This is a genomic window from Corallococcus exercitus, from assembly GCF_042231735.1.
GTDB classification, from domain to species: domain Bacteria; phylum Myxococcota; class Myxococcia; order Myxococcales; family Myxococcaceae; genus Corallococcus; species Corallococcus exercitus_B.
The window spans coordinates 1,022,495-1,045,136 of the sequence record NZ_CP102577.1; the positions used below are offsets into that span (position 1 = coordinate 1,022,495).

A 22,642-nucleotide genomic window follows, 5' to 3' on the forward strand; every position below is an offset into this window, starting at 1 on the left:
CTGAAGCGCGCGCTCCGCCCCTGACGAATCGTGTGGGCGCCTGCGAGCCCGGCGTTCCTGGAGAGATGCTCCCTGCACGCCACTACGCACCTGCATGCGAACCGTGGGAGTGACGCCCGGCAGGGAGATGCACTCTTGGGCGGTGGAGCTCCGTGGGCCCCCCCGCCATCTGTGCCCTGGCGCGGTGTGGCAGGGGAGGGGTAGGTGGGGAGCACGGGTGGGCGTACCGCATGGCTATCTGGATGGTCGCGTGGCCCATCAGCTCCTGGATGAGCTCGCCCGGATTCGGTGGCTCTCCCGCACTTTGTGCCGAGCATCGCTGGTATCAACCACGGGTGAAGTCCGCATACCAGAGGTGCTGATCACCAGAACCCATCCAGCTCATGTAGAGCCGCCCCGCATATTCCGCCAGGGTGGGACCAACCGTGGTCCCGATCCATCCAACACGCGCCTGTCCCGACCATGGGTCGGCACCGCCGTTGAAATCAGCGTACCAGATGTGCTGGTCGCCACTGCCCCTCCAGGTCACATAAAGCCTGCTTCCGAGAGCAGCGATCGCTGGCCTGTGGCGAGTACCGGCGAATTGATAGCGCTGCTGGCCCGACCAGCTCGCGCCATCGAAACTACTCCACCAAAGGCCCTGATCGCCGTTGCCCTTCCAGGCCATGTAGAGCCGATTTTGGAAGACCGCCAGTGCTGGGCTGTCCGTGGTGCCCACGCCGGGGACCTGTTGCTGGCCCGACCAGTTCGCGCCATCGAAACTGCTCCACCAGATGTACTGGTCGCCGTTGCCCTTCCAGGCCATGTAGAGCCGATTTTGGAAGACCGCCAGTGCTGGGCTGTCCATGGTGCCCACGCCGGGGACCTGTTGCTGGCCCGACCAGTTCGCGCCATCGAAACTGCTCCACCAGATGTGCTGGTCGCCGCTGCCCTTCCAGGCCATGTAGAGCCGATTTTGGAAGACCGCGAGCGCCGGGCCGTCCGTGGTGCCCACGCCGGGGACCTGTTGCTGGCCCGACCAGTTCGCGCCATCGAAACTGCTCCACCAGATGTGCTGGTCGCCGCTGCCCTTCCAGGCCAGATAGAGCCGACTTTGAAAGACCGCGAGCGCCGGACTGCTCGTGGTTCCTACGCCGGGAACCTGTCGTTGGTCGGACCAACCGGAAAAGTTTTCATAGAGCTTGTTCACCCCATCAATGTCTGACTGGGTCCAGTTCCCCCAGCCCCGGACCCCTCCTCCCAGCGGCTTCGTCCGATCGGTCTTCAATCGCATTGTCCATACTTCTCGATCCGGTGGTCCCCCCCAGCCGGTTGCAGGCGCTGGGTAGTGCATAACGGATAGATGATCGTATTCCGTCAGCGGCTTTGTGTTTTTGTTAACTCCGAACTTATGGTTCTCGGACCCAGGGATATCCGCCCACTGCACCTCGATGAACATGTCCCGGTCCGAGCGAGACTGCTCATGAATCAGCCCGAGCACATGCCCCAACTCGTGAAGCGCTAAGTGCCCCGCTGTGATGTTCATTTCCTGCTCAATCGGAGCGCCCGACTGGGGCTGTTTCACCCCGGTAGACTCGCTCCAATTTCCTTCCTCTGCTTTGTAGATAATGCGAACATAATGCTCTTCGTTACCTCGCTGGCAAAACCAGATTCGGGTATTCGCCTCGATCTTCTCCATTGCGGAAAGGATGTCCCCTTTGTAGGGATGGTCCTCCGGTACAAAAATGAATGGCACCTTCCGGGCGGGCCAAGGCTTGACGTCTTCAGCGGTGCTGGACATAGGGATTCCCGTCTCAATCAGGCTTACCAGGAAGCTACTCAGTCAAACATCCGACTTCATACTGCGATCCGCCGGATTTCCTGTCGCCAGAGATCCTATAAAGGGACTTGATGATGCTTCTTCCCTCATCCCAAGCATCATTCGTGACCTCCCAGATGATGACGCCTTGCATTCCCTGGCTTTTGGCAAAACTCAGCTTGGCTGCGGCGCTCCCTGGAGTTTCGTAGTATATGTTGTGGGCGTAATGGTATGTCCCGGCTGTGGAAATGAAGGGAGGCCGGGACGTGTTTCCCGGCACCTTGATGTTGGCAGTCGCAGACAGGTGTGCGTCGGGGAACTGAGCCAGGATGTCCTTGTATCGGACGGACATGTAGCCAGTCTGACTGTCTTCGGCTTTGCCATAGGCAAAGTCGTAACCATAGATGGGAACACCCAGTGCCAGCTTGGCTCTTGAAACCTGCTGCCCGGGCCCCTGCCAGTTCACGAAGAACGGATTGGTCCAATACCAGAGGGAGTCTTCCGTCGAGAAGATGGGATTGTCCAAGGATCCGCTGGGCCATGGGCCCTGCTGCTCCGCTGCATACGCTTCCTGATCGCGTATCTTGAATAGGGACGTATGGGGACCCACGGGGGACTTGTTCCAGGAGCCCGTCAGGTCATAGGTCATGACTCCGACCCAGTCGAGGTGGTCAACCATCTTCGGGTCATAGTTATTCCCATACCACGAGGTTGCAAAGACAGCTGCGGAGACGAGCTTGTCAGGCATGGAGCGCCGCAACCGCTCCGCGAAGACTGTCAGGGCATACCCAGCAGGATGGGGGCCCTGGCTCTTGAGTCTGCCGCCCTGGTCATTGCCGACCTTGCCCCACCACCCCTCCAGATCCAAATCCACGCCATCCAGTCCCCTGGATTGCACGAAATCCACGACCCTCGCCACCAGTCCGTCGAGAAGTCGTTCGGCGGCTGCGTCCGAGAAACTGTAGCCGTTCTCCGAAACGGAGAGATGCTTCCCCACCTCTTCCATGAACTGAAGAAACCCAAAGTCCGATGCGCCACCCAACGCGACCATGATTCGGGTGTCGTTGGCGTGGCCGATGGAGACAACATTCTGGACGAACCGCTCGATCGCCTCCAACGAGGTTGTCTCGAATTCGCCGAGGTGTCTCTCGCTGAGCATGAGGAATGATAGGATTCCATGGGTCATATTCTTGTATATCTCTCCGTTCAGGAGATTCAGATCATCCGCCCCTCGCCAGGTTGGAATGTATGTGATGACCTTTGCCGTTTCAGTTCTGCCGCCTGGAGGAGCCGATACATCGTAGAGCTCGTCATGGAGTGCCCATCCAGGATCCTCTCCAGGAGCCCCACCAGCCCAGAACTTGGCGACAAATATATTTCCGCCATGCTTGACTATTGCCCCTTCCTGGTATCCGCTTCCGTCCTGCTTGGGGGTCCAATCGGGCACGTGTAGATATTCCTTGGAGAATCCCACGGCTGCCTCCTTTCATTGAAAGCCCTGATGGTTTGTGAGCAGGTCGCATGGTGCTATTCTTGCGAGGCTTGGTTTCAACACCATGCAGATGCGGTGTTCGTACGAAAAGAGGCGCTCCTGCCAGGGGCGTCATCCCTGCATATCGAAGGAGCAGGCTGACGCATGGGATTATGTCCCGGAGCGAGGAGGATGCGCGGCAACCGCAGGCGGCTGGTTCTGCAGTTGATGGCCTCCTCGGCTCAACACATTGAGCCTGGAGAGCGAGCCTCTCCCAGTTCGGTGGCTCTCTGCACTTCGGGGCCCCTCGGGGACGTAGGCAGGCCTGGCAAGCTATCTACTGGGCGATTACTCCCTGGGAATGGAGACACTGCACCCATTGGACGTAGCTGCCATGCACCGCAGTACTCGGGGCTGTCCCTGATTAGCGCAGCCAAAGAAGCAGGGAAGCGACGTGCAGGACGGCGAGATAGCACTTCGCTGTCTTGTCGTAGCGAGTGGCCGCAGCCCGAAAGCGCTTGAGGTCGTGGAAGAAGCACTCCACCCGGTGGCGCAGCCGGTAGAGGGGGCGGTCCAGCGGCGGAGGTTGCTTGCGGCCGGGGTGGGAATGAATCACAGGCTTCATCTCCACCTTCAAGACGTTGGAGCGAATGCGCTCGGCATCATAGCCGGTGTCCGCGATGAAGGCTTCGCCCTCGGCGTGCACCAGCAACTCCTCGGCCATGGTGGACTCATGCTGCTGGCCGGGTGTCAGCGCGAGGTGGATCGGCTTACCGCCCGTCGTTGTGACGGCGTGAACCTTCGTTGAAAAACCTCCTCGAGAACGCCCCAAAGCATTGCTTCGGACCCCCTTTTCCGCCCGAGGCGTCCTGGTGCGTGCGGACGACGGAGGCATCCGTGAGCGAGCCGCGCTCATCCATTTCAAGCCGCAGGGCCTTGAAGATGGCTTCCCATCTGCCGGCCTGCGCCCAGCGGTGGAAGCGGTTGTAGACGGTCTTCCAATGGCCGAACCGCTCGGGCAAGTCCCGCCACTGCACGCCCGTCTTCCCCCTGTGTCAGGGAAGTTGTCGCCTCGGCTGAATGGCCGGGATGACCGCGCCTTGGGGGCGAGAGCAGGCAGGACGCAGTGCCGTACACGGATGCATTCAAGTCTCAGATGGTGAAGCGGATGGTGGGCCCGGGCGCGGTGAGTGCCGCGGCGCTGGCGCGCCAGGTGGGCGTCTCGCAGCCGACGTTGTCGCAGTGGCTGCGGGAGGCGAATAAGTTGGCGGCGATGACGCCCCCGCCCGAGGAGAAGAAGCCTGCCGGTCCGAAGAAGTGGACGCCCGAGGAGAAACTGCGCGTGCTGGCGGAAGCGCACGGGCTGGAGGGCGAGGCGCTGGGAGCACTTCTGCGCCGGGAAGGGCTGCATGAAGAGCAGCTGGGGGAGTGGCGGGCCGCGGCCGCTGGAGCACTTTCCCAAGGCGCGCAGACGGCCTCCTCCGCAGCTCTAACGGCCAGCCAGCGTCGGCGGCTGGCCTCGTCGGAGAAACGGGTGAAGGAGCTCGAGCGCGAGCTGCGCCGCAAGGAGAAGGCGCTGGCGGAGACGGCGGCGCTGCTGGTGCTCGAAAAAAAACTTCAGGCGCTGGGCTGGGACGAGCGGCCCCTGGAAGACGAGGACGACGCAGCGGACGAGAAGAGCGAGAAATGAGGCTCGCCCTCATCGACGAGGCGCTGGAGAAGGGCGTGCGCCTGGAGGCCGTGTGCGAGCGGCTCGGGGTGGCCCCTCGCACCATCCAGCGCTGGAGGAAGCCGGAAACGGCCCAGGACGGGCGGTGCGGCCCACGCACCCAGCCGGCCAACCGCCTCTCCGAGCTGGAGCGGCGCCGCATCCTGGCGGTGGCCAACAGCGAGGAGTTCCGCGACGCCTCGCCCAAGCAGATTGTCCCCAGGTTGGCCGACCGGGGCGAGTACGTGGCCAGCGAGGCAAGCTTCTACCGGGTGCTGCGCGAAGCAGGGCAGCTGGCCCACCGAGGCCACGCCAAGGCCCCCACGCCCAGGCCCCGGGCCGAGCACACCGCCACCGAGCCGAACGGGGTGTGGAGCTGGGACATCACCTACTTGAAGGGCCCGGTGAAGGGAGCCTTCCTCTACCTGTACCTGGTGGTGGACGTCTTCAGCCGGCGCATCATGGGCTTTGAGGTGCACGAGGAGGAGTCGTCCGAGCATGCAGCGGCCCTCATCCGCCGCTGCTGGCAGCAGGCCGGCTGCCCGGAGGGCCTGGTGCTGCACTCGGACAACGGCGGCCCCATGAAGGGCGCCACGATGCTCGCGACGCTGCAATGGCTGGGCGTCACGCCCTCCTTCAGCCGGCCCCGCGTCTCGGACGACAACGCCTTCTCCGAAGCCCTCTTCCGTACGCTGAAGTACCGCCCCTCTTTCCCGCGGCGCCCCTTCGCGTCCGTCGAGGATGCGCGCTCGTGGGTGACGCGCTTCGTGGCCTGGTACAACACCGAGCACCGCCACTCCGCTATTCGCTTCGTCACGCCCGACGACAGGCACTTCTGCCGCGAGCACGCGCTGCTGGCCCGACGCCGCGAGGTGTACCAACGCGCTCGCGACCGTCACCCCGAGCGCTGGAGCCGAGACACGCGCGACTGGACGCCGATGGGCCCCGTCCGTCTCGGCCCCTCTCCGAACCTCACCCCGGCAGTGCAGGAGATGAAGCGCATCGGCTGAACCCTCTCACGCGACAACTACCTTGACGCTCACCGTCTTCACACGCCAGATGACGGCGTTGATGAAGTCGCGGTCCCCTCGCTTCGAGGGTGGGCCGCTGCGAGAGCCCAGCAGGGGCTCGGGTCCTCGCTGATGCATACCGTCCGCGTCTGGCAGGTCGCTCCGGTCCACACCCGATGGACCGCCGTGCTACCCGTCCGGTGTACCGCACCGGATTGTTGAGACACCAGGTTGGTCGTAATCAGGCTGCCTGCTTCGACTGCATCAGCTCCCGCCGGGCCTGACTCGGCGAGAGGAAGTTGTGGCGCTCCAGTAGCCAGTGCTCGTTGTACCGGTGGGCCCACTCCAGCAGGGCCCTGCGGAGTTCCTCCACGGTGGAGAAGGTGTGCACCCAGAGCAGCTGCTCCTTGAGGGTGCGGATGAAGCGCTCGGCGCAGCCGTTGCCCTCGGGGCTGCGGACGAAGGACGGACTGGACTCGGCTCCGAGGAAGCGCAGCTCGTCCTGGAAGGCGTCGGAGGTGTACTGGCTGCCGTTGTCGTGGCGGATGGCCAGCCCAGTGGCTACGCCCCGGCCGTACGCACCGAAGCGAGCCTTGACGCCCTGGCGGATGGGCTCGAGGGCTTCGAAACGGGTGCCTACCTTGGCCGCGTGGATGCCGACGCACTCGGCGGTGCCGTGGTCGATGGCGATGAAGACGGTGGCCTGGCCCTCCAGCGTCGTCACCGTGCAGGTGGCGTCGGTGCCCCACATGACGTCAGGCTTGTCGGTGGTGATGGTGCCGTCGTGGTGGCGCGGCCCCAGCACCCGGCGAGCACGGCCTGGTGCCAAGAGCCCTGCCTGGCGCATCAGCCGCAGGCAGCGGGCCTTCGAGGTGCGCACGTCCTGAGCGCGCAGCCGAGCCCATACCTTGCGGTGCCCCTCGCCCAGGAAAGGCGAGCGGGCCAGCACGCCACGGATGGCCTCCAGCAGCGCCTCGTCCGTCAGCGCCGTCTTGGGGCCGCGCCGGGCTACCGGGCGGGTCTCGGACTGGCGGCGGCTGCGGTGCCGGTACACCGTGGCGCGAGGCACGCGCCAGGTGGTCGTCACGAGCGCCAGCCCGTACGGCTTGCCGCTGGAAGGCGAGAGAGTGGCGCTCATCCTCTCGACTTCCTCCAGGGAAAACCCGGCGCGTTGCCCTCCAGCAGCCGGGCCTTCTCGGCCAAGAGCTCGTTCTTCATCATCAGCTCGCCCACCATGGCCTTGAGCCGCAGCACCTCGTCGTCTGCTGGCTCCGGCTCACGGCTCTTGAGGTTGGCCTCGGCCCCAGCCAGGAACTTCTCCCGCCACTCGCTCAGCACCGCCGCGGTGACGCCCAGCTCCCGAGACAGCGCGTCGAGTTCCTCGCCCTTGAGCAATCGGAGAACGGCCTCCTTCTTCCGCTTCGCCGAGAACCGACCGCGCTCCGCCGTCCTGTCCTGCTTCTGCTGCTTCTTCACATCCACCTCACGAGGGGGAGGTTATTCCCCCAGAGAGGTGTCTCAAGAAATCCTGGGGCGGAGGACCGGGCAGGACGCGAGGAGGCGGCGCGGCGGTTGGTGACCGAGGCGCTGGCGCGGAGCCCGGACATGGGAGGGGGACCCCCGCGCAACGCAATAGGGTTGTTCGAGCCGGGGGCCGTCCGTCGTGGGCTGCGCTTCCACCCGAGTGACAGCGCCCCGCAGTTGCCTGCTGCGCTCTACCTCGAGTTCATGCCGGCCGGCGCTGACATGGTGTACGCGCAGTACGAACTGGCGCATCGCATCCTCGAGAGTGCCGCGACGCTGCTCGAGGATGCGCGCTGGTACGCCATCCTGACGCAGTGCGAGGATAATCTCGACTGCTGGGAGCTCGCGGCGGGTCGGCTGCGCTACGAGCGGCACCTGACAGAGGAAGAGCAGGCCCGAGAGCTGCTGCAACAGCTCGAGCCATCGCTCCAGGGCCGTCTGGACTGACTGCGTGATTCAGTTGGGCTGAGCGACGGAGTCGCCGCAGTGGGAGAACCCTCCCACTGACGCCCGACCCGCTGCGGCTCGTGGTCGTCGGCTTGCTACTCGAAGAGGGAGAGCTGCCCCAGCGAGCGCAATTCTCCCGTTGTCTCCCGCGGGGTTGCCCGCACACGGACCTGCGACACCGGTGTCGTTCCCGTGAGGGCCACTTCCATGAAGGGCTGCACACCGGCGCCGCCAAGCAGGTTGGCCAGGGGCATCCACTGGGTGCCGTCGGCACTCCCCTCCAGCACCAGCTCGTTCAGGATGCCCGAGACCTCGAAGTTGCGCAGCACGGCCTTGCGCGGCACCACGGACCGCGAGAGCTGCACCGCGACCTCCCGGACTCCCGACTGGAAGAGCACGAGCCCGCCGAGGTCGCCGCTGGTGATGCGGCAGGGCGTCTCGGCGTTCAGGTAGGTGCACGCCGCGCCACGGCTTGCCGGGACGCGAGCGCGGCGAGGCAGGGCCACCTCGTCGCTGGAGTAGGAGAGGCCGACCGTCACGCCCCCCGCTTTCGCGTCGCGCTCGACGATGACGGAGGCCTTGAGCCCCGCCGCGTCCTCGAGGACGTCGTCGCTCAGGTGGACCGGTGAGGAGGCCTTGAGCACCTGCCAGGCCTCCCTGACGCCCGACGGGCGGATGGACAGCACGTGCTCATCTTTCCCGGCACCGTGGGTGACGGACAGGGGCCGGAAGCTCACGCTCACCCCCTGCGCCTCCGCGGTGGCCGTCAGTGTGCCGGTCCACTCCTGGAAGGTGGGCAGCGCCACCTCCGACTGCTGGATGGGGAAGTAGGCCGAGAGGCTCCTTCCCTGGGACTGCGCGGGCGAACGGACGATGAAGCAGCGCGCGATGCTCCCGTTGCGGGTGTCCGCCCCCAGCAGGTCGAGCTCGAAGGTGCCGTCGGCTCGGGTCTTCACCGACCTCCAGCTCGATGAGAAGGCCGCGAACGCGCACGAGGAGTTCTCGCTGCGGTAGAGCTTCAGCAGCGTTTCCGGGAGCGGCGCGCCAGCCTCGTCAACGAGTCGCCCCTTCAGGACGATGTCCAGGTCCTCCTCCACCTTGCTCGCGGTACAGCCGCCCAGCATCGCCAGTACACCCAGGGGCAACGTGCGCATCCATCGCATGGGAACCTCCTCCACCGGTGAGCCGGGCTGCCAGTGCAAGACCGGTGCAGAGCCCCGCTCCCTCTGGGGACGGGTCCCCGGGCCCGTTCGTTCCTGACAGGGTCGTCATGGCGCGTCCCCTACGCGGGTGCCACCGCCACTTCGCAGCGATGGCACCCGCGACCGTCCGACTCCAATGGCAGCCTGGAAATAGGCGCTGGGCACAGGCGCGGTTGCTCGAGACCCACCTGCCCACGCACGGCGACCCCGGGCATCGGGTGCACGGGTATGCGAGGCTGCACCTCTACCTTCTCACCCGGGATGTATCACTCATGAAGAAGCTCTGCTTGTTCGCCCTCGTTGCTGTCCAGCTTGCATGTGGCTCGCCCGCCGAGCTCGGGGCTGAATGCGAGGACTCTGGCGGATGCACGGAGGGGCTCGAGTGCAGGCCGATGAAGCAACTCGGACCCGATGCGAACGGCGAGATCAACTGTGTGGACGCCGAAAGCGTCTGCTCCCAGTCCTGCTCCGTCGACGCGGATTGTGCAGCCCTCGGCGAGCGTGTCATCTGCGTCACCGGCTGCGGCTCGAGCTTGTGCTTGCGCGGCTCGCGCAGCTAGACGCGTAAAAACGCGCAGGGCGGCCCATCTCCGGGCCGCCCTGCAGTGAAGCCCCCGTCTGCACCCGCGCCCTGCGCGCTACGGCGCCGTGGTGAAGGAGAAGGTGCCGGTGCTCTTGAGGAGTGTGGACTCGCCGGAGGTCGCGGAAGCCAGCGGCCCGGAATAGACCCTGTCCCAACCGCCGGGGATGGCGATGGCATCCGTGGTGGCTGCGGGAATGACGCTGCTCAACTCCCAGCGATAGGACGCGCTTGGAGGCAGCTTCACGCCCAGTGCGGCGAGGTTCGGCAGCACCCACTGGGTCTCGCTCGTGAACAGCAGCAGCGTGGGCTGACCCGCGACGGAAGGCGTGAGCGAGACCTTGTGCACGGCACCGGGCACGGGGCTCCACGAGAACGCAGTCCCCGGGCCGACATTCGTTGCGCCGCTGGCGGGTGCCTGTCGCACTGCGGCCGCCGGGATGGCGAGGGTGACGCCTGTCGCGTCGGAGGCGAGGCCCGTGCGCAGCGCGGTCGCCGTGCCGGTGGCGGTGGTGCCCGTCGCGGTGAGGTAGAGCGTGGCGCCCGGCACGTTCGGCGTCGCGATAGCCACGGTGGTTTCGTCGCTGCCGCTGCGGCTGAACAGCGGGGTCACGGCGGTGGGCGCGTACTGCAGCACGACGCCGTGGCTCGTGAGGGAGACGCCCGCGGCGGGTTGCAGCGTCGCGGTGAAGGCGTCGTGGGGGATGGGGCCAAGGGTGACGTCCTGTTCCGTGAGGCTGCCCCGCGAGACGAGCGCCAACTCCTTGAGCTTCCCGTAGGAGTACTGGCTGGGGTTACCGGCCGCGTCCTTTTCGAATTGGAGGGCATGGACGGTCGCGGTGGTGCCCGGGATGCTCTGCCACAACACTCTGTCCGTATAGTCACTCGAGCTGCTGGTACGGCCTTGGAAGCGGAGGGGGATGGGATTCGTGACCGCGATTGCCACGCTGTAGACCTGGGTCGCGGGTGCGGCGGGCGGGGGGACGCCGCCGAGGACGTTGCCGCTCACGTCCGTGAAGCTGAACGGGGTGGGCGTGCCGGCGCCACCGGAGAGGGTGAGGGCCGGGTCGGAGCGCGTGAGGCCGTAGAACACCGACGTGGTGGCATTCGTGGGCTCCAAGAGCACGAGCTCATAGGGCGAGCGTACTTTCGTGAAGCTGAAGAGCCCCTGCGCGTCCGTCTTCACGCTGCTGAAGCTGCCATCCGGCAGGGCGAGCGCCACGGTGAGCCCCGACGCCGGCCGATCAATGTCGGCGAGCACCCGACCCTGCACCTCGGTGCGCATATGCACCTGGATGACCGACGAGGCCTTCTGGGTGTCGGAGCTGACGGTGAGCGTGGCCTTCACGAGCCCGGGAGTGCTCGCGGGCGGGGTGTACTGAACGCTGGCGCCGCTCGAGGCGGACAGCGTGCCCGCGCCGCTCGCAGGGCTCAGCTCCCAGGTGTACGTGCCGCTCGCGCCGGTGGCGCTGAAGGTGAGGGGCGCGCCGCCCATGTCGACACTCTGGTTGCCCGGGCTCAGGACGAGCGCCGCGGGTGTCTCCGGTGTCTCCGGTGTCTCCGGTGTCTCCGGTGTCACTGGCGTCTCGGGGGCCGGCGGCGCGTCGCCCCCTCCGCAGGCGGTGAGGGCGAGGAGCAGGATGAGGGTTCTCAGCACGGCGCGCGGCGACACGGTCACGGGGGCTCCCTGACTTCGAGTGCGGATGGCTCGATCGAGGTGTAGCCCGGCCAGCGTCGCAATCCCAAGAGGCGTTCCGCGAAGAGGCGCGAAGTCAGGTCACGAGGTGTAGAGCTCCGTGGAGGCGAGCCCCAGGCCCGAGCTGTTGGTGTCTCCCACCGCCAGCACCTTGCCCGAGTGCAGGGAGCTGAGCGTGAAAGGAGTTGCGCACCGCCAGCGTGCTGGCCGTGGCACTCCAGGTGCTGGTGGCCGGGTCGTACAGGCTCGCGCTGGACAGGTAGAGCGTCGTGCTGCTGCCGCCAATCTTGTTCTTGCCGCCTGCCACAGCGCCCGCAGGCGTGCCGACTTCTGCTCGGTCCAGCCAGGCTCTCCGATACGGTAGAGTCGGCGCCATGCTGACCCCTTTCTTCGCCACGTACCCCGAGCTCGAGACCGAACGGTTTCGGATGCGGCCGCCCCGGCTGGAGGATGCCGCGGAGCTCGCCGCCATCTACGAGCACCCCGAGGTGGCGCGCTACCTCCTCTACGGCACGACGGGGGGCGAGCCGAAGATGCGCGAGAAGCTGACGCGGGACCTGGAGTCCGCAGGCCGCGGAGAGGGCTTCCGCTGGGTGCTCCGCGCGCGGGTCGGGGACGTCCCCCTGGGCACCGTGGGCTTGTTCAACTGGAGCTCGCGCGACCGGCGCGCGGAGGTGGGCTACGTGCTGGGCATGCCCCTGTGGGGCCAGGGCGTGATGAAGGAGCTGATGCCCACGGTCCTGCACTTCGGCTTCGCGCGGATGGGGCTCCACCGCATCGAGGCGCGTCTGGATCCGCGCAACGTCGCCTCCCTGCGCGTGCTCGTCCGCGCGGGCTTCCAGCAGGAAGGCATCCTGCGCGACAACAACGTCGGGCCCGAGGGCTTCACGGACACCGCGCTGCTCTCACTGCTGGAAGGGGAGTGGGCGGGCCGGAAATGATTTTTTAGACGCGCGAGGCCCCCTGGGGTTCTCCGGGCATTCACGACACACGGGGCCCACGACCGGGCCCACCGGATGACCCCATGAAGACCTCCCACGCCGCGGCCGCCTCGCTGTTCCTCTCGCTCACCGTATCCACGCTCGCCCAGGCCGCGGAGAGCGCCACCGAGCACCTGGTGCGGCAGTGGAACTCAGCCCCGGAGTTGCAGCGGCTGCCCCGCGTGTCCGTGGCGCCCGTCGCGGGGGGCGCCATGCTCGCCGTGGGCGGGAGCTTCTGAATCAGGTCAGCCTGCTCTTGCTTCGACATCGCGACGAACAGCTCATCGTCGATGACCTCTCCGTCATAGAGGCACCACGTCTCGTCCAGCCCAGCGGACTCATCCCCGTGGGTGTCCGGGAGTTGGCCGCCGTGTCCCGAGTAGGTGATGAGAGGCAATCTCGCCACGTTGCTGGCGGAGTCGAGCGAAGTGGGGCGTGCGTGGCCCGGCCGTCGCCGCGGGCGAGCGGACCGCAGCCGGCCGCCGACGCGTTGCCGAACAACGCGCGCCGTGCCGTATCATCGTCGCATGACGACACCACGCACGCTCACCGACCTGATGGACGAGGTGTCTGGCCGCGCCCGCGACTGGTCATTGCCACAGGACCTCGGCTTCGATCGCATGACGGGCGCGGCCGCCTGGCTGGCGAGCGACGATCCGCTGGCGATGCTGTTCCTGCTCGCTGCGGTACATCCCCGACGCGAAGAGGCGATGTGTATCGAGCTGGCGACCAAGATGTCGTTCTTCGAGCCCATGCGGGACGAAGCCGACACGATGAGTCGCCGCCGCAGCGGCATGAACTTCAATGGTCGGTCTCCGTTCTACTTCATTCATCTCTACCAGCGGCTGCGCGCCGCCTGGCAGGTGACCGAGGACACCCAGCGGTCGCGGCTCGGGCCCGAGCTCGCCGCGGCGATCCGCGTCGTCGTCCCCGATCCGTTCACGCTCGTCAGGCCCGCCGCATAGGGCCCAGGGATGAACAAGCGAGCGCCGCCCCCTGCCGCGCCCCAGAGGGGGCGCGCGGACTGAGCGGGCGTGTGTCCAATGAGGGCCGCACGGCTTCTGCAGCGGCCTGGCGCACAGCTCGCGGCACCCGTCAGCGTCCCTCCTCGGCACCTCTGCACCCGCCCTCACCCTCAACAGGGCCCCATCCCTCTTATGCGCATGCGCTGAGCCCGTGCGAGAATCCTGCTCCTTCGTTTAGGATCCGTGAGTCGCCGCAAGCCGCGAGGAGTGAAGCAGACGATGAAGCTCCAAGAGGTAAAGGGGAAGGTTGATTTCGCCATCATCACCATGCGAGAGGACGAGCTTCGAGCCGTCCTCGCCCGATTTCCGGGCGAACCGGTGGAGAGCGAGAACCGGTTCTATCATCTCAGCCGAGTGCCGGTGGCGGACGGATCGACGGTACTGGTAGCGATTTCTCGTGCCTTCGAGCAGGGGACCGGAGAGGCGCAGACCGTTGCAAGGCACATCATTGACGACCTAGAGCCGCACTGGATTCTGGTCGTAGGAATTGCTGGGGGGGTTCCGGACTTTGAACACACGCTTGGAGACGTAATTCTCTCTACAAGGGTCAATGATCTGACGGTTCATGCCATCCACGAGAGCGCGCCAAACCAATTCGCGCTCTCTGGGGGCCCAGGCCGCCACGAAGTCACCAAAATTATTACGGCTCTTCCCATGCTGGAGTTGCGGATCGAGGGCTGGAACACCAGAGATTCGATTGGAATGGCGCGTCCCCCGGTGAAATGGAGCAAGCCGGAGTCCTTGTATGGCGACGAAAAATGGAAGAAACGGGTACTCGACAGCCTGAAGCACCACTTTGGTTCCTCAGTGTCTCCCCGTAATCCCTTGGTGCGTGCTGGTCCTATTTGCTCCAGTGATGCGCTCATCAAGGACACGAAGACTCTGCAGCAGTGGCTCAACGCTACTCGGGACGTACTAGCAGTGGAAATGGAGGCTGCCGGAGTCTTCCGAGCTGTTCGCAGTGGTAAGAGGGAGTACCCTTTCCTATCCATTCGAGGAATAAGTGACATTGTAGGCTTCAGGCGTCATCCGGATTGGACTGCCTATGCGTGCCACACAGCGGCAGCCTTCACGCATGCGCTGATCAAAAGTGGCCTCGTGAATCGCAGGGAGCAAGCAACCCCAAACCCTTGACCGCCCTTCCGCCACTTGACGAGCTTGAGGCGGAAGGGACAAGAGGAAAGCTCACAAGAGGACTGCATAGCGGCGTACGCCCCACGTCCTCCGCCACACCATCTGATGGGCTCTGGCGAGAAACCATGGGCTCAACGGACAGGGAGCGCATTAGCATCTTGGCTCTCGCTGAGACATTGGCTGCGACTGCCATATCCGCTTACGTCGCTTTTCGCTATGAGACACTCTACCTTTTGATAAGCGCCAGTGTCGCGCCGCTGCTGCTATTGAGGACGCCTGACTCGCAGCGACTTGGGCTCCAAATTGGCTTGCCGCTCATTGAGCATCTTTGGAAGGCGACCATAAAAGTATTGAATGCGCCCAGGGCTGAGAGTTTTATCAAATACGACCAGCAAAGTTATGTCTCAAGGGTGAAGTCTTTTCTCGGTGACGTAGCTCATTCCGCAGGGCTCACTCAGTTCATGATCTACTTTGCGATTCCCATCATCGGGCTTACGATAGTGGGAGTTCGAACTGTTGCTACACTCTTGGCTTTTTTAAAGTCCCCGCTGGAGTCTATCAGGAGAATTCCTGACAATTGGTGGCACGGGATTTCTTGGGTCGATATGACTCAGGCCCCAGAGCCATTGGCAGGAGTTAATGCGGTAGCGCATTCCCCGGAATTCCAAAAATTTGGCTCGGCTTTGCAGATAACTCGCCCACAGGTCATGTTTCAGCAAGTTCGAGGGGTTTGGGCTGAGGGGGGGTGGGACTTAGGCAGGCTCCCTGTGTTGTTTTTCACAACACAACTCATGCTCATTGTCGTGTTTCCAGCGTGGTTTTATCGCTGGGCTCTCAAGGGGACATTTCTTCTTTACAGTCCAATGGTGTGGGTCGTCCATTACAGTTTTAGTGATGACCCATGGGAGCGACTGAGAGACATCTGCGAACTCGCTGTCCATCGGTTGGTTCGCGGCTACTCAGTGTTGGTTCTTGCGGCATTGTCCAGCAAAGTCGTTTTGGATCTACTTGTTCCCCAGTGGTCGAATCTCTGGACGTCGCATCCCTCCGCCTTACTTTTAAATACGATTATTGCGCCACGACAGCTTCCGCTGTGGCAGATGGCCATGGCCGTTAACGCGGTTACGGCATGGGGACTTTACTTCTTTGCAGACTGGGCGCTAGCTAGGCGCGGCCGAGGACGCGCTCCTGTGCAATATCGAATCGAAACCATTGTGCGCACTGCTTGGATTGTGCGCACTGTGCTCAGTGTTTTCGTGATTGCTAATGGTGTTTTTGCTGCTGCGGTCTTGGCTGGAGTAGCTTGTCTGTAGTGTTCCTTGGTTGTCTCGTATTCGTGTGTGGTTTCAAAAAAATTACAACGCATGTCAATGGTGCTCGCGGCATCCACTGCTGGCAGGGTAAATGCGACAGCTTCGTTCCACCAAGTGCATTGCCGTCACATGGGTCCACTTCGCGTTCAAGAAGGAGACTCCCCTTGCGCGTTGTGTACCGTCGGAAGCAGGGTGGGGCGCCGCCGGGATCCCTCAGAAGATGGCATTGAGGAAGGGCGTGACGTAGCGGTGCGCGTCAAGGTAGTTGTCGTGTGAGAGGATTCAACCGACGCGCATCAGTGCCTGCACAGATGGGTGGGGTTCGGGGAGGGGTTGAGGCGGACGGGGCCCGCCGGCGTCCAGTCGCGCGTGCTGCGGCTCCAGCGATCGAGGTGACGGGCTCGGACGCGCTCCCTCAAGCAGGTGCGGAGGAGGCGAGCGCGGGGCTTGAGGCACCGGCCAGGAATGAGCGGATGGAGCAGAGGGCACCGCTAGTGGACTGGTCAGAGTTGCTCAGGAGGACGTTCGACTTCGACGTGTTCGCCTGCGAGAGGTGTGGAGGCAGGCTCAAGGGTCTTGGCGTACGTGAAGGGGGCCCCCGGGGTGCGGGCAATTCTGGAGCACCTGGGCTTGCTCACGGCAGGTGCGAGATTGGCCCCGGCACGAGGGCCACCCCAGACTGCGGGGTGTTGAGGCTCAAGAGGGCCAACAGGCCGGCGGCCCCTGCCACACGCACCGGATGGGAGCGCGGCCTGGGCAGGTGTGTACCCCCAAGGGAGCTCAAGCGGCCTGTCCACCGGCCAGGAGCATCGCTCGGGCAGCACCCGTCATCGTCTCTCCTCAGCACCTCTGCACCCGCCCTCACCCTCAACAGGCCATTTATTCGCCCGATGCGTCATCGGGCTTGCAGGTCATCCCATAGCCCTTGTTCGTGGTGTTGAGGGTGCTGCCCAGGGAGTTCCAGGAGCCGGCGACGACGTCCAGCTTGAACATCGCGGCATGGGTTCCCTGGAGGTGCGTCACCGTGCCGCCCGTGATGAAGACGTCGCCAGAAGGTCCGGCCCACGGTGGTGGCGTCGAAGGTGACGGTGCCGCTCTGGATGTAGAGGTTGCGACCTCCGGCATGGCTCGCGGTGATTGTCACGTTGCCCCCGGTGACGGTGGTGCCGCATGCGGCGGGGTGATGCGTTCAATCCCTCTCCTGACGCCGCCCCGGATGTCCCCCGGGGCGGCGTGCGGGAACTACGGGGTGTAGACGACGGTGAGCGTGGCGTTCGCACCGTCCTTCACGAAGAGGTAGGCCGTCGCCGCGGGATTCTGGGCGAAGCGCAGGCGCAGCTGCGTCCGGCCCCGCGTGTTGACGGCGGACGTCCCCGCCCCCGCGAAGTCCGTGGAGCGGATGGTGCCCGAGGTGAACTTCGCGACGCCCGCCACGGCGCTCGCGGTCGCGGGGGCGGTCCAGTCGCCCGTCTCCGTCGCGGCCGCGTTGAAGGTGCCCGTGGCCACGTCGATGACGAGCGTGTTGCCCGCGGGGCTGGCCCAGGGGTCTCCGGAGCCGGACGCGTAGGAGAGGGTCAGGAACGCCTGGGTGATGCTGGCGGTGTCCGGCAGGCTGGACGTGTCGAACGACAGCAGGGAGCGGTTGTGCTTGCCGTCCACCCCGCGTCCGAGCGCCAGGCCCGTGAGCGTCCCGAGCTCCGCCGCGCTCCCGTCCGCGTTCGCCTTCACGTAGCCATCCTCCGCCGCGATGCTGGTGAAGCTGACCGTCGTCGGCGTCGTCCCGCTGTTGCTCACCGTGACGGACGTGTCCGCGTCCAGCGCGGAGTTCCCCGCCGCATCGAACGCCCGGGCCCCCACCACATGCGAGCCGTTGGCGACCGTCGTGGTGTTCCAGCTGAACGCATGGGGCGCCGCGCTGGCCGTGCCCACGAGGTTCCCATCCACGTAGAAGTCCACCCGCGTGACGCCGACATTGTCGGAAGCGCTCGCGGTCACCGTCACGGTGCCACTCACCGTGGCGCCGGAGACGGGCGCCGTCACGTTCACCGTGGGCGCAGTGGTGTCATCCGGCGGAGTGCTGGCTTCCGTGAGCCCGAAGAAGAGCGCCTGGTGATACACACCACAGAGGTTCACGTCGGACTGGTACGCGCCCGTCGCGCCACAGGCGGTGCTGCTCCCAGGAAAGCTGTACTGCGGATCCACCGGGACGGCGTGACCCATGCCGGTGAGCTCATAGGTCTCCACCAGCGCCGTGCCCGCGCTGTCCCGGTACACCTTGTGCGGGAAGCCCCCCACGGTGTCCGTCGTGTCCGGCGTCTGGTCGATGCCGTGCACCTGGGTCCACTGCTTCATGGACTCGGTGAGGTTGGAGGGCCTCACCGTGAAGTCATTCGTGCCATGCCAGATGGAGACGCGCGGCCGGGGACCCGTGTAGCCCGGGTAGGCGTTGCGCACGAGGTCCGCCCACGCCGCGGGCGTCTTGCTGACGCCGGGGCTCATGCAGTTGAAGCCCTCGGTCATGGAGTTGGCGCACCGGTACGGACCGCCCGAGTTGATGGCGCCCGCCGCGAAGACGTCCGGGTAGGTGGCCAACATGGCGGGAACCATGAAGCCTCCCGCGGAGAAACCCGTGACGAACACCCGCGCCGGGTCGATGGAGTAGGCGGCCTTCATGGCGTCCACCATCTGCTTGATGGACAGCGCCTCACCCGCGCCGCGCGCGATGTCTCCCGGCTCGAACCAGTTGAAGCAGCTGCTGGGGTTGTTGCTGCTCGGCTGCTGCGCGTAGACGACGTAGAACTTGTAGACGTTCGACGCCGCAGTCCACCCACCGGGCTCCATGCTCGCGGCATTCTGCGTGCACCCGTGCAACACCACCACCAGCGGTGCATTGGCTGGCATGCCCGCGGGCACCTGCCGGAACATCTGGAGGTTGCCAGGGTTGGACCCGAAGCCCGTCACCTGCGTCAGCCCCTGTACCACCTGCTCGACCTGGGGGACGCCGGTGTCCGGCGCTTCGGCTCCCAGCGGGCCGCAGCCCGCGGTCGCCGCGACGGCCAACGCCGCGACGCGAAACCAGGGGACGTGCGTGAACCACCCAAGACGACGAATGCCTCGACCGTGCATGGTGCCTCCCTGGCCGCCACGGGGGAGGAGGGTGGGCGGCCGAGTCTGTCTAGGGGTCGGGTGCCCCGGCCGCCGGTAGGCTCTTGAGGAACGCCTCCAGCGCCGCGTTGAACGGCACCGGGCAGTCGAGCTGCACCGTGTGGCCACACCCTTCCAGTCCCACCAGCTTCGAGCCCGGGATGCGCGCGTGGCCGTATTCGAAGATGTCCCGCGGGAAGCCGCCGTGCAGGAACGGGTTGGGAATCAGGCGGTCCGCCTCCCCGAAGATGATGATGCTGGGGGCGGTGATGCGGTGGAGGTTGTCGCGCACGAAGTCGTCGTGGGCGAGCCCCCGCACCGAGCGCACGTTGGCATAGGCATACGCGTCGAACTCGGGCGACTTCGCCAGCCGCACGCGCTCCTCGATGAGCCACTCCAGCTCCGGCCGCCAGTGCTGGAAGTTGGCCTGCCGCACGCTGCCCCAGATGCCGTACTCGGGTGCGGACTTGATGAACTCCGTGCTCATCACCCGCGCGAACCAGTCCTTCTCCTTCTGGGAGAACTTCTCGAAGCCCGCGGGCGACACCAGCACCACCCCCGCGGGCTCGTCCGGGTAGCGGATGGCGTACGACAGCGCCGTCTGCCCTCCCATGGAGTGGCCCACCAGGATGGGATGCTCGACGCCCAGGCTCCGCGTCAGCTCACGCACCGCGTCCGCCATGGCCTCCATGGTGTACGGAAAGGAGCCGGGCTTGTCGGACTTGCCATACCCGGGCAGGTCCACCGCGACGACGTGGTAGCCCGCACGCTGGAGCGCGTCGAGCTGCGCGCTCCAGAACTTCAGGTAGCTGCCCAGGCCATGGATGAGCACCACGGTGCGCGCACCGGGCGCGGCGGGCAGCTCCACGTAGGCCATCTGAGGCACACGCGCCATGCCGTAGGTGGCCGCCGTCTCGGGTAGGGCCACCCGCTTCAGCGGCCAGGGCTCCTTCGCCCCGGGCGACGCGTAGTCCAGGTCCTGGAACGCCAGCGGTGGCGCGCTGGCGTATGAGCGCACGCAGCCGGTGGAGGAACCCAGCCCCGCCACGAGCAGCAGGGCCTTGAGGGCGCGGAAGGGGCTCATGGTCAGAACGCGTACCAGGTGAAGGTGGTGAAGGCGGCGAAGGGGTTGTTCTTCACCGTCGTGGAGCCGTCATAGAAGGCGCCGCGGAACAGGTAGCCGGCGTGCAGGCCCACCGTCATGAGGTAGCGGATGGTGTAACGCACCTCCGCGTTCACCTCGGCGCCAATGAACCGCCCCCGCCGCACGGCCGGGTCCCAGCGCGGCGGGCTCGCCCCCGCGTTGGCAAGGCCCGTGGCCAGCTTGAGGTTGAGCGTGTTGGGGATGACGTCCCACGCCGCGCTCGCGATGCCGGTGCGCAGGCCGTAGCCCTGGTTGGAGATGTCCGTCACCGCGCCCGTGTAGTTGTTCACGGTGCTGGTGAAGGGGAACAGCAGCAGCATCTTGTGGTTGAACCACACCGAGCCGGGCAGGCCGTACTGGTTGAGCGTGAAGGCGCCCGTGTAGCGGCCGTCATCCAGGTTGCTGTCGCCGGTGGTGAACATGCCCTCCAGCGTGACCAGGTCCGCCGGACCGCGGCCCCACTGGTAGAGCAGCTCCAGGTTCGCGGACAGGCCGGAGATGTCCACCTTCTTGTTGAACGTGGTGTCCGCGCGGTCGCTCGTGTAGCTGCCACCGTTGTACATGACGAATCCGGAAGCGGCGAGGCGCCCCGCGCGGAAGTCGATGTTGTGGTGGAAGTTCGCGCCCAGCCAGAAGACGTTGCCCGTGGGCCGCTCGATGTTGAAGCGCGGGGTGCCGACGAATGGGCCGAGGCCCGTGGACGAAGGCCCGCTCTTCACGATGCCTTCGAAGGCATACGCGTCCCCCTTCGTGTCATCGCGCAGGTACCAGGCGGACAGGCCGATGTTCGTCCCGGGCTGCACGGGGTAGGCGTAGTCCGCGGTGAGCAGGTAGATGAACTTCAGGCGCGGGTCGTCCTGCGTCGCCTTGTCCGCCTGGGCGCTGCCCAGAGGCAGGAGGCTCAGTTTGGAAAACCCCTTGTAGTTGCTGTAGAGCGACAGGCCCGTGGCGTCGCTGCCAATGAACGCCAGCTTGTAACCCGTGCGGACGATGTCGTTGAGCGGCGAGCGCGTCGGGTCGAAGATGGAGTCGTAGACCGGCTGCGTGCCGATGAGCAGCGTGAGCCGGGCCGGGTTGCGCGTGGGATAGACCGCGACGTTGACGTTCTTCGTCTGGATGTTGACCTGGTCCGCGTTGAAGCCGCCGCCCTCGTTCTGCTGCGAGGCATTGGCGGCGCGGCCCCAGAGGTAGTCCACCTCGACCTGGGCGCGGAAGGACGCCAGCCCGTCCGCGAAGGACGGGCTGTACTCCAGCACGGGGATCCAGCGCTGCTCCACGTAGAACGCCGAACGCCCCGGCTCCACGCGGACGGCGCTGCCGGACAGCGAGCCGAGGGGCCCCAGCGACACGCCCTTGAGGCCCGCGGGGTCGCCCACGCTGTTGGTCACCGACAGCCGGGTGAAGAAGTAGTTGATGAGGACGAACTCGCGAGGCTTCGCGTCCTCCTCGCGGTCCTTCTCATCCAACCAGTCGCCGTAATAGAGGCCCGGCACCGTGGTGCCTTGCCCCGCCGCCGGCAGCGCCAGCCCCAGCACGAGCGCCACCGCGCCCAGGCGCGCCGCGCCCAACCACCCTCCCGACATATAGACACCTCACCCTGATGGATTGCCGTGAGGGCGGTTCGCGCCCACCGTCCGCCGTGCGACTAGCCGCTGATGTCGTAGACCTGCACCGCGTTGCCGGTGAAGGCCACACCGGAGACGGTGACCGTCTTGGCGCCCACCGCGCCGTCGGCGCAGCGCCAACCCGTGGCCTTCGTCTCGAAGTAGAGCTCCATGGAGAGCTTCTTCGTGTCCGAGGAGAAACTCGCGCGGCCTTCCTGCTTGAAGCTGCCGTAGTCCACCAGGATCTCGAAGCAGCCGCCGCCCGCGGTGATGTTGGAGATCGTGACCGCCTTGGAGTCGAACACCAGCGCGTTCTGCGCGGCGGAGTGATCACAGGTGCTGCCGGGCTTGCCGACGCCGGCGGAGTTGCGGATGGTGCCGGGGATGCTGGAGACGTGGAAGTTGTTGCCGCCCACGCCAATGGTGACCTTCTGGAAGCACTGGCTGGCCGAGCCCCAGTCGATGTCCTCGTCCAGCGACAGCGGGTGGCTGGGGATGTTGTCCCCCTCCATCACCAGCGTCTTGCCCTCCAGGAAGGCCAGGATGTTCGACTGGCTGTCCAGCTTGGGCGCGCTGTCCACGGGAGTCTGCGTCGTCTCCTCGCCACAACCCGTGAGGCCCAACGCGCACAGCAGCATCGCGGACGAAAGCGTCTTCTTCATGGGGGTGACTCCTCGTTCGGGCGCACGGGGGAAGATGAAGCCCGATTCATGTTTCAGCTACGGGTAGCACCCGCCTGACAGCCTTGTCAAAAGACAGGCGATGACCTGATGCGTCAGGACGCCTCATTTCCCCGCGAGCCGAGCCAGGGCCGAAGCCGGAAGGGGGCTGGCGTACCTGACGCCCCCCGTCAGCCCAGAGG

Annotated in this window: 17 protein-coding genes and 1 pseudogene; 7 read left to right on the plus strand and 11 right to left on the minus strand. The window is 65.6% G+C overall.

The features are described from left to right. Positions 1-325: 325 nt before the first annotated feature. From NR792_RS03800 to NR792_RS03815, 4 genes are all read right to left on the minus strand, one after another. Positions 326-1,780, minus strand: a complete 1,455-nt coding sequence (locus NR792_RS03800) for a M12 family metallopeptidase (protein WP_375758700.1) — start codon at positions 1,778-1,780, stop codon at positions 326-328. 34 nt (positions 1,781-1,814) lie between these two features. Continuing rightward, positions 1,815-3,272, minus strand: coding sequence for a glycosyl hydrolase family 18 protein (locus tag NR792_RS03805; RefSeq protein ID WP_375758701.1), 1,458 nt, complete (start codon positions 3,270-3,272; stop codon positions 1,815-1,817). A 421-nt stretch (positions 3,273-3,693) separates the two neighbouring features. After that, positions 3,694-4,101: an IS5 family transposase gene (locus NR792_RS03810; RefSeq protein ID WP_375758702.1), complete on the minus strand. Its 408-nt coding sequence runs from the start codon at positions 4,099-4,101 to the stop codon at positions 3,694-3,696. Then, positions 4,040-4,306, minus strand: coding sequence for a transposase (locus tag NR792_RS03815; protein WP_375758703.1), 267 nt, complete (start codon positions 4,304-4,306; stop codon positions 4,040-4,042). Before NR792_RS03815 ends, NR792_RS03810 begins: the two co-directional genes overlap by 62 nt. 89 nt (positions 4,307-4,395) lie before the next feature. Here NR792_RS03815 and NR792_RS03820 point away from each other — a divergent pair. After that, a protein-coding gene (locus NR792_RS03820) for an IS3 family transposase (RefSeq protein WP_375756402.1) occupies positions 4,396-5,987 on the plus strand; the annotation gives its coding sequence in 2 pieces (ribosomal slippage) (positions 4,396-4,884 and positions 4,887-5,987; 1,590 coding nt in all). 241 nt (positions 5,988-6,228) lie between these two features. Here the strand turns inward: NR792_RS03820 and NR792_RS03825 are convergent. Further along, positions 6,229-7,469: pseudogene (locus NR792_RS03825) on the minus strand (IS3 family transposase). Between the two features lie 93 nt (positions 7,470-7,562). On the opposite strand from NR792_RS03825, the gene NR792_RS03830 reads away from it, so the two are divergent. Next, positions 7,563-7,958: a hypothetical protein gene (locus tag NR792_RS03830; protein ID WP_375758704.1), complete on the plus strand. Its 396-nt coding sequence runs from the start codon at positions 7,563-7,565 to the stop codon at positions 7,956-7,958. 95 nt (positions 7,959-8,053) lie between these two features. Here the strand turns inward: NR792_RS03830 and NR792_RS03835 are convergent, their stop codons facing one another. After that, positions 8,054-9,112: a hypothetical protein gene (locus NR792_RS03835; RefSeq protein WP_375758705.1), complete on the minus strand. Its 1,059-nt coding sequence runs from the start codon at positions 9,110-9,112 to the stop codon at positions 8,054-8,056. A 686-nt stretch (positions 9,113-9,798) separates the two neighbouring features. Then, complete coding sequence (locus NR792_RS03840; RefSeq protein WP_375758706.1) at positions 9,799-11,418, minus strand: hypothetical protein; 1,620 nt, start codon at positions 11,416-11,418, stop codon at positions 9,799-9,801. Positions 11,419-11,810: 392 nt separating this feature from the next. Between NR792_RS03840 and NR792_RS03845 the strand changes: the two genes are divergently transcribed. The 5 genes from NR792_RS03845 (at position 11,811) to NR792_RS03865 (ending at position 15,888) form a co-directional block, all read left to right on the plus strand. Next, the gene (locus tag NR792_RS03845) at positions 11,811-12,377 is read left to right on the plus strand and encodes a GNAT family N-acetyltransferase (RefSeq protein ID WP_375758707.1); all 567 of its coding nucleotides are present in this window, start codon (positions 11,811-11,813) and stop codon (positions 12,375-12,377) included. Positions 12,378-12,460: 83 nt separating this feature from the next. Beyond that, positions 12,461-12,655 (plus strand): hypothetical protein, encoded by a 195-nt coding sequence (locus NR792_RS03850; RefSeq protein ID WP_375758708.1) that lies wholly within the window; start codon positions 12,461-12,463, stop codon positions 12,653-12,655. A gap of 288 nt (positions 12,656-12,943) precedes the next feature. Further along, positions 12,944-13,381 (plus strand): hypothetical protein, encoded by a 438-nt coding sequence (locus NR792_RS03855; RefSeq protein WP_375758709.1) that lies wholly within the window; start codon positions 12,944-12,946, stop codon positions 13,379-13,381. A gap of 279 nt (positions 13,382-13,660) precedes the next feature. Next, positions 13,661-14,575 (plus strand): hypothetical protein, encoded by a 915-nt coding sequence (locus NR792_RS03860; protein WP_375758710.1) that lies wholly within the window; start codon positions 13,661-13,663, stop codon positions 14,573-14,575. A gap of 158 nt (positions 14,576-14,733) precedes the next feature. Next, the gene (locus NR792_RS03865; protein ID WP_375758711.1) at positions 14,734-15,888 is read left to right on the plus strand and encodes a hypothetical protein; all 1,155 of its coding nucleotides are present in this window, start codon (positions 14,734-14,736) and stop codon (positions 15,886-15,888) included. Positions 15,889-17,130: 1,242 nt separating this feature from the next. On the opposite strand, the gene NR792_RS03870 is transcribed toward NR792_RS03865, so the two are convergent. The 4 genes from NR792_RS03870 to NR792_RS03885 form a co-directional block, all read right to left on the minus strand. After that, positions 17,131-19,014 carry a PHB depolymerase family esterase gene (locus tag NR792_RS03870; protein ID WP_375758712.1) on the minus strand — a complete coding sequence of 628 codons (1,884 nt, stop codon included), beginning with the start codon at positions 19,012-19,014 and terminating at the stop codon, positions 17,131-17,133. 49 nt (positions 19,015-19,063) lie between these two features. After that, positions 19,064-20,116: an alpha/beta fold hydrolase gene (locus NR792_RS03875; protein ID WP_375758713.1), complete on the minus strand. Its 1,053-nt coding sequence runs from the start codon at positions 20,114-20,116 to the stop codon at positions 19,064-19,066. A gap of 2 nt (positions 20,117-20,118) precedes the next feature. After that, a complete protein-coding gene (locus NR792_RS03880) occupies positions 20,119-21,759 on the minus strand; it encodes a hypothetical protein (RefSeq protein WP_375758714.1) in 1,641 nt (546 codons plus the stop codon). Positions 21,760-21,821: 62 nt separating this feature from the next. Beyond that, positions 21,822-22,442 carry a hypothetical protein gene (locus NR792_RS03885; RefSeq protein ID WP_375758715.1) on the minus strand — a complete coding sequence of 207 codons (621 nt, stop codon included), beginning with the start codon at positions 22,440-22,442 and terminating at the stop codon, positions 21,822-21,824. Positions 22,443-22,642 lie beyond the last annotated feature (200 nt).

Coding starts and splice junctions, on each gene's coding strand:
- NR792_RS03855 (WP_375758709.1), top strand. CDS start 12,944: ATGACGACACCACGCACGCTCACCGACCTGATGGACGAGGTGTCTGGC.
- NR792_RS03875 (WP_375758713.1), bottom strand. CDS start 20,116: ATGAGCCCCTTCCGCGCCCTCAAGGCCCTGCTGCTCGTGGCGGGGCTG.
- NR792_RS03845 (WP_375758707.1), top strand. CDS start 11,811: ATGCTGACCCCTTTCTTCGCCACGTACCCCGAGCTCGAGACCGAACGG.
- NR792_RS03880 (WP_375758714.1), bottom strand. CDS start 21,759: ATGTCGGGAGGGTGGTTGGGCGCGGCGCGCCTGGGCGCGGTGGCGCTC.
- NR792_RS03885 (WP_375758715.1), bottom strand. CDS start 22,442: ATGAAGAAGACGCTTTCGTCCGCGATGCTGCTGTGCGCGTTGGGCCTC.
- NR792_RS03835 (WP_375758705.1), bottom strand. CDS start 9,112: ATGCGCACGTTGCCCCTGGGTGTACTGGCGATGCTGGGCGGCTGTACC.
- NR792_RS03860 (WP_375758710.1), top strand. CDS start 13,661: ATGAAGCTCCAAGAGGTAAAGGGGAAGGTTGATTTCGCCATCATCACC.
- NR792_RS03870 (WP_375758712.1), bottom strand. CDS start 19,014: ATGCACGGTCGAGGCATTCGTCGTCTTGGGTGGTTCACGCACGTCCCC.
- NR792_RS03800 (WP_375758700.1), bottom strand. CDS start 1,780: ATGTCCAGCACCGCTGAAGACGTCAAGCCTTGGCCCGCCCGGAAGGTG.
- NR792_RS03850 (WP_375758708.1), top strand. CDS start 12,461: ATGAAGACCTCCCACGCCGCGGCCGCCTCGCTGTTCCTCTCGCTCACC.